Genomic DNA, 10,146 nt, shown 5'->3' with positions numbered 1-10,146 from the left:
AACTGTTTTTGAACAAAGGCTTATTTCACAGGCCATTACGCCAATTGATTACAAAAATAAAATTACTAGTGGCCATATCCAGCTGAATTTATTCGATTCTTAACCGGACACTAATGAACTTTTTTGATTTTTTATTTTGTGTGTTTGAGAGTTGAAGAGGAATTGCCCTGAATACACGTTCGATGTGCCGGGAATTGGTGCTTCCGGCATATTTCGAAAAGTCTCTTTCATAGTGAAAAATAAGCTGTTTTTGAAACTGCCGGACAGATCTCAATGTTTCCAGCGGGTTGTTTTTATTATTCATATAAAAGTTAACTGCTTCCGGCATTCCTCCTGTAACGAAAAATATTTTTAATAAATCAAACAGGCGCCTGTGATAAACATCATCGGTTTTGCCGCCCTGAAAATTTTCCAGAAATGACAGGGCCATATTCTCACCCGTTCCTGCAAGAAATTCTTCAAAATTCATTGGATACATTTGAAGTAGTTCAACTTTTCCTACAGGGAAAGGCTCATGGCTGTGGGCAACACCCAGGTTGGAACCTGCTGCAGCAACTGAAAGCTCCGGTACCTCCTGATAGAAATATTTTAACGCTGTTATTGCTCTTGGAATAGACTGAATTTCATCAAGTATTAAAATATCTTTATTAATATCAACTGATTTTCCTGCAATAAAGCCCAGCTTGTTTAGCAGTTCTTTTGAGTTCAAAGACGATGCTTCAAAGATAGAAGACAGGTCATTTTTTAATTCTTCAAGATCAAAATAATGAAAACCACCAAACTGTTTTCTGCCAAAATCCTGAAGCACATATGTCTTCCCCACCTGCCTAGCCCCCTGCAACAAAAGTGGTTTTCTATTTTTCCGGCCTTTCCACCTGATTAATTCTTTTTCAATGTGTCTTTTCATAATTAAAACCATCCCTTTATTTTTACCAGTATAGCAAAATAAAGAAAATAGCAATAAATAAATAGATTTTATTTAAGATTTATACAATGAATAAATTTGTGTGTTTAAAGATATACACAAGAAAACTCACAGGTAAAACCTCTATTTCAACCCGGTTTTCAGTTTCAGCTGTACCGGGCAATGATCGGAACCGAGGATATCACTCAAAATAGCCGCACTGTGAATCCTAGATTTGCTGTTTTCATCAATGACAAAGTAATCAATGCGCCAGCCGATATTTTTGCTTCTGGCATTAAAACGATAACTCCACCAGGAGTATTGTCCCGGGTTCTGATTGAAAACCCTGAAAGTGTCCACCCACCCCGCATTGATAAAACTGTCCATCCAGTTTCTCTCCTCAATGGAATACCCGGGATTTTTTTCATTGGCTTTGGGGTTGGCAAGGTCAATGGCTTTATGGGCCACGTTAAAATCTCCACAGATGATGCTTGATTTTTTACCTGCCAATTTCTTTGCATATTCAAACAGGGCATGGTTAAACGCCAGTTTATAATCGATTCTTTTGAGCTCATGCTGGGCATTGGGAAAATATGCATTGATCAGAAAAAAATTTGCAAATTCCAGGGTCAGCACACGACCCTCGTCGTCAAATTGGTCCATTCCGATACCGACGGTGACGCTCAGGGGTTTCTGTCTGGTATAAACCCCCACCCCTGAATAACCTTTTTTTTTGGCCTGGGCAAAATAACTTGAATACCCGTCAATATTTTTAAGCTCCTCTGAAAGCTGGTTTGACTGAACCCGGGTTTCCTGCACGGCAAAGATATCCGCCCCTATCCCTTTGACCACATCCACAAAACCTTTTTTTTCAACAGCCCGAAGCCCGTTCACATTCCAGGAAATAAACTTCATGGTATCACCGCCTTTGCTTTTCACCCGCCTTGGAGTCACCCCGATTTTTGGACAATCCTGTTCAAACAAACAGCGGTCGCATTGGGGACCCACCGGTTTGCAGCGCTCCTGGCCAAAGGTAACCAGGATTGAATTAATTCTTTTCCAGTATTTAACGGGTAATATTTTTCGTAAAGCCTTTTCGGTGGCCTCGGGATGTTTGGTGTTCACAAACCCCCAGATATTCATGATTCGATGAACATGGGTGTCCACACATATGGCGGGCTTGTCAAATGCCACCGATAAAACCAGATTGGCTGTTTTACGCCCCACCCCGGGCAGTTTTAACAGTTCATCGAGTTCATCCGGCACCTTATCGGTATAAGGTTTCAGGGCGCCGGGCAGACTGTGAAGATACCTGGCCTTATTGTTAAAAAATCCAACCGGTTGGATTAATTTTCGTATTTTTGCCTCGCTCAATTCGGCAAGTGCATGAATATCAGGGGCTTCCTTAAACAACCTGGCAGAGGCTTTGGCTGTGGTTTCATCCCGGGTCCTTGCTGAAAGCATGGTCGCAACCAGCACTTTATAAGGATCACGGGTCTGTACTGCGATCAGGTCAACCACAGGAGTATGGTAACTGGCAACCTCCTGTTCCAAAGCTAGCACAAAAGATTCAAGATTCATGATCATGTTGTCCTTTTTTATTTTAGAAACAAAAAATTAGAAAATTTTAATTGGCCATAACACGGAGTATATAATAGAACCCTAAATGAGCGTAAACCAAATTGAGAACTTATATAAAAAGCCTTATTTATAGCTTTTTTTAAGCGACATGCGGGTTGTTTACAACTTTTGCATCAGTGAAATATAAATGACCAAAAAACCACTCGATTTTGTTTACCCTGCGGGAAAGCCGATGATACCCCATTTTCTGCGTTGCCAAGGGCTCGCAGTAAATTACTACGGCTTCGCCCTTGGACGCCTTGAATCTGGGACACCCTCGACTTTCGCTCAATTAGGGTAGAAATGTACTGCTCACTGACAGTGAAATAACTATTATATCATCTACATGGGAAAATCAAGGCGGTTTCAGAGGAGATAGAACGGTAACGACCCGATGACTGCTCTTCCACCCGATTTTACCTTGAAGCAACCGAAAAGACCTGGAAAGAAGCTGCGAGGATATATTTTTAATTGAAAAGAAAAAGGATTATTTTGAGCAGTCCTGTGGATTGCTGTATAGCTCAGATAGATATTGCGTTAAAAATCCTTCTTTTGCACATGGGCGAAGATTTCGAGCGTAGCGCACGAATCAGACCGTTGGCCATTGAATTGCGTTTATCGAGGCGTTTGCAGAAGAGTCTTTCAATCGGTGCATGTCGCGCTTCCACACACGATCAGTGAACTCAGCTGATCGAAATTGTCGATAAATGGTAGTGCCAAGAACGTTTTGCGCCTTTTTATTATGATGAAATTATTGAAAATTAAGAAGTCAACTGTCAAATGTCACTCTACCAATTCAGCGGCTTGGATTCAACGACTATTTGGGTAACAGCCCGTGTAGACCTGACCTTTCTGTCTTTCATTTCTAAGATATTATGTGAAACAAGCGACAAATGCGAATCCCATTTCGCCTGGTGTCCGTTTTGAGCGGATATTCCGGGGGTGACACGAATTAAGGCAGTAGCATTTGCACGGGGCATGCAAAATTCTTTGCATAAATGAGTAAAATTCAATAAATACTTGACAAGTGTTTCCGTTGAAGATAGATTTTAGCCATTAACAATATTCACACCAAACTTTAAAGGAGGGAAAATTGAAAAAAACATTAAAAATCAAATGGTTATCGGCAATTCTGGCAACGTTGATGCTTTTGACTGTCGGCAGTTTCGCTTACGCCGCCGATTTGCGTGTGGGCGTGGACACGGCTTTTGTGCCCTTTGAATTCAAAGGCAAGGACGGCAAGTATACTGGTTTTGACGTCGATCTGTGGGATGCGATCGCCAAGCGTCTAAAAATGAAGTATAAGCTTGTTCCCATGGATTTTAACGGGCTTATCCCCGGGCTGACCACCGGAAACCTGGATGTGGTTCTTGCGGCCATTTTCATTAAATCCTCAAGAGAAAAAGCCATTGATTTTTCACATCCCTACTTCAGAGCCGGTCTAAAGGTCATGGTGCGGTCCGAAAATAACGACATTCACGGTCCCAAGGATCTCAAAGGCAAGGTTGTGGCGGTTAAGACCGGAACGGCAACGGTTGATTATGTGAATACCCTGGGCGCGAAAAAGATCGTCAAGTTCCCCAATATCGGTCAGGCCTATCTGGAAGTGGTCACCGGTGGTGCGGATGCGGCCATGCATGACACGCCCAACGTGCTGTACTACATCAAAACCGCAGGGCAGGGTCGAGTCAAAGCGGTTGGTGCCGATGTAAAGGCTGCTTTTTACGGCATCGGTTTTCAACAGGGCAGCCCTTTGCGTGACAAAGCCAACGTTGCCCTATTGGAAATGATGGAAGGCGGTGATTATGACAAGCTTTACATCAAATGGTTCGGCTCCGCACCGGAATAGTAGTCATCCCACCTTTGACGGGATAGTTCCTCAAAATCAAATAATCCCGTTGTTTGGTAAAACGTGCAGCCATTGTTTGAAGTGAGGCCCGGATATCCAATCTATCGACCGAAATTCAAGCAGAGTTAAAGCGAGGTATGACATCTCTGAATTTTGGTCGGTAGGTTAAGATGCCGGTTTCCGAAACCATTGCAATTGGCTGAATGTGGTAGTGACATGACAACAAATGATAACCTGAATCGAGCGATAAATTGAAAATTAAAGCGGTACCCGTCGAGTTGAAAATAGCTCAATTTAGGAAAATGCGAAGGGGACATCATGGGTTTTGAATTTAAATACATTGTGGAAGCGTTCCCCGCCTTACTAGCAGGTGCAAAATTAACCTGCTATATAACCATTATCGGCATCATCGGTGGTTTGGCCATGGGCACTGTGGCAGGGCTTATGCGGCTTGCAGGAACTCATGCTATCGGCGGTGAAAGCTACGGGATTTTTCGGTTGATAAGTATCGTCGGCCAAAAGCTTGCCGTTGGCTACATTGAATTGATCCGGGGAACCCCCATCATCGTTCAGGCCATGTTTATCTACTTTGCCATGCCGATGTTGATTGAAGTGACCACCGGTTTAAAGGGGATTCGGTTTAATGCCCTGACCGCTGCCATTATTACGATCATCTTAAACGCCGGTGCTTATATGGCTGAAATTGTGCGTGGCGCGGTGCAATCCGTAAACAAGGGTCTGATTGAAGCCGGCATGGCAATGGGAATAAGCAGGATGCAATTGATTGCGAGCATCATCGGCCCAATTGCCTTTAAACGAGCCATTCCGCCCTTGGGTAATCAGTTTATCATCAGCATGAAAGACACATCGCTGTTTATTGTTATTGGTGTTGGGGAGCTGACGCGTCAAGGCCAGGAGATCATGGCAAGTAATTTCAGGGCTCTGGAGATCTGGTCTGCGGTTGCCATATGTTACCTGATCATGACATCGGCTTTGGCCCTGTCATTGAAATTCATCGAAAAAAGGATGAAGATTGCATGAACGCTGTCATTGAATTTAAAAACGTTAGCAAAAGTTTCGGCAAAGTGGAAGTTTTGCATGACATCAACCTGACGATAGAGGAAAAAGAAGTGGTCGTCATGGTCGGACCTTCGGGCTCAGGCAAGTCAACCCTGCTGCGCTGTATCAACGGGCTGGAGATCATTACTTCAGGAGAATTAATCGTCAATGACATTTGTCTGCCCCAGAAAAAGCGACAAATCCGCGAGATTCGTAAAGAAGTTGGAATGGTATTTCAGCTTTTCTACCTTTTCCCGCATATGACCGCCCTGGATAACGTCGCTTTCGGTCCGAAAAAAGTTCGGGGGGCTTCCCGGAGCGAGGCAAATGCCATTGCCAAAGATCTTTTGGAAAAAGTCGGACTTGAGGACCGAGGCAATCACTATCCCTCCGAGCTTTCCGGAGGTCAACAACAAAGGGTAGCGATTGCCAGAGCACTGTCTGTGCAACCTAAAATTATGCTTTTTGACGAACCCACATCGGCTCTTGATCCGGAATTGCGCGAAGAGGTCCTCAACGTGATGACGGCCGTAGCCCAGGAAGGCATTACCATGGTGGTGGTTACGCACGAAATGAGTTTTGCCAGCAAGGCCGGGTCCAGGCTTTTGTTTATGGACGCCGGTCGAATTGCGGAAGACGGTAATCCGGAGACGCTCCTGAAATCTCCGACTACGGAAAGACTGAAGGAATTTTTACAACACGTCGGGTATTAACCCTTAATACCCGCCTATTAATAATCGGTTAATAACAACTTCACTCGGGAGAAGTAGGAGAGGGTCATTATTCGTATACACTGATTTTAAACTTGTTAAGTTTCACCCATACACAGGGCAATATCCCCTCATCATCTCTGAATAAACATTTGACATAGACAAAACCTCGCTCCGGTATGCCAAAAGGGGGTCATTATTGGTACCCGCTTTTTCTAAAATAACGGAGCAAGCGTAAGATAAACAATAAATAATGAGAGTTGGTAATCATGCAGATGTATCAGATTTCGAAAACAACCAATGTGCGGTCTCTATTTGCTGATATTGACTGGACACAACTGGACTACATCAAAGAGCTCAAGAACAACATCACCAGTGTTGATGACCTCAAGCGATATCTTTCGTTAAGCTCTGAAGAAGAAGCAGATCTTCGCAAAGTGATTGACATTCATCCAATGAATATTCCACGTTACTACCTCAGCTTGGTTGATATTGAAAATCCTGAGGACCCCGTGCGCAAGCTCTGCATCCCGGATGCAAAGGAACTTGTGGTTGCCGGGGCCATGGGCGAAACCACCAAGGACCCTTACGGGGATGATAAGCATAACAAAGGCAATGGCGTTTTGCACAAATATGATTACACAGCGCTTGTGGTGGCATCCGAATACTGTGCCATGTACTGCCGGCATTGCTTCCGTAAACGCATGGTGGGTCTGCCGAATGACCTGACAGTAAAAAATTTTGAAAAGGCAGCCAGTTATATTGCCGAGCACCCGGAAATAACCAACGCTATTATATCGGGCGGGGACCCGCTCATGCTTCCGACCAAAGTGCTCAAAAAGATGTTGAGCGCCCTGAAAGACATTGACCATCTTAACCATGTCAGAATCGGGTCAAGAGTTCCGGTATCTTATCCCCTTAGGTTATTCGATGATGAATTGATTGCCTTGCTGAAAGATTTTAATGCCGCAAAAACCCTCTTTATTCCTACGCATTTTAATCATGCCCAGGAAATCACGGCCGTGTCTAAAGAGGCCGTCCGGAGAATTCGAAACGCTGGTATTACGGTGAACAACCAGGCGGTTTTGCTTTCCGGTGTCAATGATAGCGTGGAGGCTCTTGTTAATTTGATGAATGGACTTTTGCGCATTGGCGTTAATCCCTATTATCTGTATCAGTGCATGCCCGTGGCTCGCGTGAGGCATCACTTTCAGGTGCCGCTGAAAAAAGGCGTAGACATTGTTGACCGGGCCAGACGCAGTTTTGATGGTTACGCCAAAAGATTCAAGTACATTATTGGCCATGATATCGGGAAGCTGGAAATTTGCGGCCGGATAGGGGATAAACTGGTTCTAAAGCAACTGCATGCCCGGAGCGGACATGAGGAAGAAATTTCCCGGCTTTTGCTGCGACAACTGACGGAAAATGGCGGTTGGCTGGATGACTTGCCGGAAGTGACACTTTAGCCCTTTGCCAATAATTGACTGATAAACCTCCAGACTGGAGAGAAATGCATCTATACATCCCATTTCATTAAAAGGAATTTTGGCTTATGGCCTCTCACATCCCTGAGAGTTTAGAGGAATTAAGACACCTGTATATCAAAATCCGCAACGGCGAACACACAACACGGCTCACCGATCGCACCCTGGCCGTTCTGAAACGCATGCTCGACGAGCCCAACGAGACGGCGGCCAAATCCATATCCGAAATAGCCTTCGAAAACGATATCAACATTTCATCCATTACCCGTTTGGCTCAAAAACTGGGCTTTAACGGTTTCCCGAGTCTCAAAGACCTTTTTCGCAGTAATCTAAAACAACGCAAGAGTTTTTACAGCGAACAGGTAAAAAAAATTTTGCAGGAGGGATACGCCGGCGATGACGGCGAGACCTCTCTTTTGGAGCGGGTGATTCAAGATGAATGGAGCAATGTCATGTTGATGGCGGATGCTTTTGATGAACAAAGGTTCACCAACAGTATCAAGCTAATGGTCAATGCTGAGCGTATTCTCATTGTCGGCCTGCGAGGCAGCTATTCCTTGGCACATTATCTGGGTTTTTATCTTAAAATGATCCGCGATCGCGTTAGCCTTATAGGACAGGCAGGGTACACGCTGGCTGACGATTTGTCTGTACTCAAACCGGGGGATCTGCTCATCGCCATCAGCGTCAATCCTTACACGAAAGACACCGCTGAGGCCTGCCGTATCTGTAAACACCAGGCTGTGGATATCATCGCGATTACGGACAGCTTGTCTTCTCCTTTGGCCATTGAAACCGATAATTTCCTGATTACTTCCATTGAAGGCGATTATTTTTTCAGCTCGATTGCGGCCGCCATTATCTGCATCGAAACATTGCTTTCCGAACTGGTGAAACAGTTGGGCGATAAAGCCATACAGCGCTTGAACCATACCGAATACATTTTAGAAAAATTGGAAACCGAAATATAAATAAATCTTTCAGAAGGTCTCAATCATGGCATAAGCAAGGATTTGAATATGAAAAACCAGATTGCCCTCAACCCCAACAAACTTGTTCAACACCTGCAAAAACCGCCCGAAGATTTTACCAAACAGGATATCATCAAATTTGTGGAAGACAACGGCATCCGAATGATCAATTTCAGATATGTTGGTGGCGATGGCCGTTTAAAAACACTGAATTTCGTCATTAAAAATAAGGCACATCTGGATCAAATACTATCCATGGGAGAACGTGTTGACGGTTCAAGTTTATTTACCTACATACCGGAATGGGAAAGCGACCTTTATGTTATTCCAAGGTATAAAACCGCATTTGTGAATCCTTTCACCGATATTCCTACCATTGACATCCTGTGTTCATACTACACCGTAAACGGCGAACCAATGGAATGTTCGCCTGAGAACATTGTCAAAAAAGCGCACTCGGTGCTGAAAGAAAAGACGGGATACACCTTTGAGGTGATGGGTGAACTGGAATATTATCTTTTTTCAGAAATTGACAAAATATATCCAATCGTCGAACAAAAAGGCTACCATGAATCCCATCCTTTCTCGAAATGGGCTGCTATACGACGGGAAGTCATGCAGATTATCAGCGAAATCGGCGGAAGCATTAAGTACGGCCATGCCGAAGTTGGCAACATTATTCATGACAACTGGGAGATGGTTCAGCATGAAATCGAATTTTTGCCCACGCCGGTGGAAGATGCCGCCGACCAGCTCGTTTTAGCGAAATGGGCTGTGCGTGAAGTGGCCTACAAATATGCTCTGGAAGTAAGTTTCGCGCCCAAGATCATCGTTGGGCATGCCGGAAGCGCGCTGCATGCGCACATGCGCTTGGTCAAAGGTGACAGCAATGTGATGGTAAATGATGCGGGCCTGAGCGATACCGCCAAAAAGCTGATTGCCGGCCTACTTGTAGGTGCGCCGTCCCTGACCGCATTCGGCAATACCGTGCCCACATCTTTTCTGCGGCTGGTTCCCCATCAGGAAGCACCTACCCGAATCTGCTGGGGCGATCGTAACCGTTCGGTGCTTGTACGAGTTCCGTTGGGCTGGCTGGGCGCTGAAGATATGATTTATGATGCCAACCCCAAACAAAAGCGCGAGGCGATCCAAAGAATGAGCAGCCAGACCGTTGAATTGAGATCCCCTGATGGTAGTGCCAATGTTCATCACCTTTTCGCCGGGCTGACGGTAGCGGTTTTATCAGGATTGGAAAAGGACGACAGCCTGGAGATCGTTGAAAAGCTGTATGTGGCCCAGGATGCCTGTGCCTCTGATTGTCTTGAGCAACTGCCCGGATCGTGCTGGGAAGCTGCTGAAAAGCTGGAGCAGAATAGAACCCTTTACCAAAAAGACCATGTGTTTCCCGCCTATGTGATCGATAAGATCATTGAAGATTTAAAAGCGTTTCAAGACAATAAGCTTAGTGAAAAATTGGTTGGAGACAAAAAAGCGCTTAACAAAATCGTCAGAGAGAACCTGCACTGCGGCTAACCCGTAAACAGCCTGT

The 10,146-nt window shown here is 44.8% G+C and carries 9 protein-coding genes; 7 read left to right on the top strand and 2 right to left on the bottom strand.

The features are described from left to right. Positions 1-88: 88 nt before the first annotated feature. Positions 89-907: an AAA family ATPase gene (locus SWH54_06525; GenBank protein MDY6790907.1), complete on the bottom strand. Its 819-nt coding sequence runs from the start codon at positions 905-907 to the stop codon at positions 89-91. A gap of 141 nt (positions 908-1,048) precedes the next feature. Continuing rightward, positions 1,049-2,485, bottom strand: coding sequence for an exodeoxyribonuclease III (locus SWH54_06520; protein MDY6790906.1), 1,437 nt, complete (start codon positions 2,483-2,485; stop codon positions 1,049-1,051). Between the two features lie 510 nt (positions 2,486-2,995). On the opposite strand from SWH54_06520, the gene SWH54_06515 reads away from it, so the two are divergent. The 7 genes from SWH54_06515 to SWH54_06485 all read left to right on the top strand — a co-directional run bounded on the left by SWH54_06515 (position 2,996) and on the right by SWH54_06485 (position 10,130). Then, positions 2,996-3,205, top strand: coding sequence for a hypothetical protein (locus tag SWH54_06515; GenBank protein ID MDY6790905.1), 210 nt, complete (start codon positions 2,996-2,998; stop codon positions 3,203-3,205). 412 nt (positions 3,206-3,617) lie between these two features. Then, positions 3,618-4,373, top strand: coding sequence for a glutamine ABC transporter substrate-binding protein GlnH (gene glnH, locus SWH54_06510; GenBank protein MDY6790904.1), 756 nt, complete (start codon positions 3,618-3,620; stop codon positions 4,371-4,373). Positions 4,374-4,691: 318 nt separating this feature from the next. Next, the gene (locus SWH54_06505) at positions 4,692-5,414 is read left to right on the top strand and encodes an ABC transporter permease subunit (GenBank protein MDY6790903.1); all 723 of its coding nucleotides are present in this window, start codon (positions 4,692-4,694) and stop codon (positions 5,412-5,414) included. Beyond that, on the top strand, positions 5,411-6,145 hold the full coding sequence (gene glnQ, locus SWH54_06500) for a glutamine ABC transporter ATP-binding protein GlnQ (protein ID MDY6790902.1): 735 nt from the start codon (positions 5,411-5,413) through the stop codon (positions 6,143-6,145). Before SWH54_06505 ends, glnQ begins: the two co-directional genes overlap by 4 nt. Positions 6,146-6,411: 266 nt before the next feature. Further along, entirely contained in the window at positions 6,412-7,608 is a 1,197-nt protein-coding gene (locus SWH54_06495) for a KamA family radical SAM protein (protein ID MDY6790901.1), read from the top strand. An 86-nt stretch (positions 7,609-7,694) separates the two neighbouring features. Then, positions 7,695-8,597 carry a MurR/RpiR family transcriptional regulator gene (locus tag SWH54_06490; GenBank protein ID MDY6790900.1) on the top strand — a complete coding sequence of 301 codons (903 nt, stop codon included), beginning with the start codon at positions 7,695-7,697 and terminating at the stop codon, positions 8,595-8,597. Positions 8,598-8,645: 48 nt separating this feature from the next. Next, positions 8,646-10,130, top strand: a complete 1,485-nt coding sequence (locus SWH54_06485) for a glutamine synthetase family protein (protein MDY6790899.1) — start codon at positions 8,646-8,648, stop codon at positions 10,128-10,130. The last annotated feature ends 16 nt before the right edge of the window (positions 10,131-10,146 follow it).

Source organism: Thermodesulfobacteriota bacterium (assembly GCA_034189135.1).
In the GTDB taxonomy this organism is placed as follows: domain Bacteria; phylum Desulfobacterota; class Desulfobacteria; order Desulfobacterales; family JAUWMJ01; genus JAUWMJ01.
This window is presented reverse-complemented; position numbering and strand designations above follow the sequence as displayed.

What these genes read in the sequence shown, in the direction of transcription:
- SWH54_06525 (MDY6790907.1), bottom strand. Translation starts at nt 907, where the DNA reads ATGAAAAGACACATTGAAAAAGAATTAATCAGGTGGAAAGGCCGGAAA.
- SWH54_06520 (MDY6790906.1), bottom strand. Translation starts at nt 2,485, where the DNA reads ATGAATCTTGAATCTTTTGTGCTAGCTTTGGAACAGGAGGTTGCCAGT.
- SWH54_06505 (MDY6790903.1), top strand. Translation starts at nt 4,692, where the DNA reads ATGGGTTTTGAATTTAAATACATTGTGGAAGCGTTCCCCGCCTTACTA.
- glnQ (MDY6790902.1), top strand. Translation starts at nt 5,411, where the DNA reads ATGAACGCTGTCATTGAATTTAAAAACGTTAGCAAAAGTTTCGGCAAA.
- SWH54_06495 (MDY6790901.1), top strand. Translation starts at nt 6,412, where the DNA reads ATGCAGATGTATCAGATTTCGAAAACAACCAATGTGCGGTCTCTATTT.
- SWH54_06490 (MDY6790900.1), top strand. Translation starts at nt 7,695, where the DNA reads ATGGCCTCTCACATCCCTGAGAGTTTAGAGGAATTAAGACACCTGTAT.
- SWH54_06485 (MDY6790899.1), top strand. Translation starts at nt 8,646, where the DNA reads ATGAAAAACCAGATTGCCCTCAACCCCAACAAACTTGTTCAACACCTG.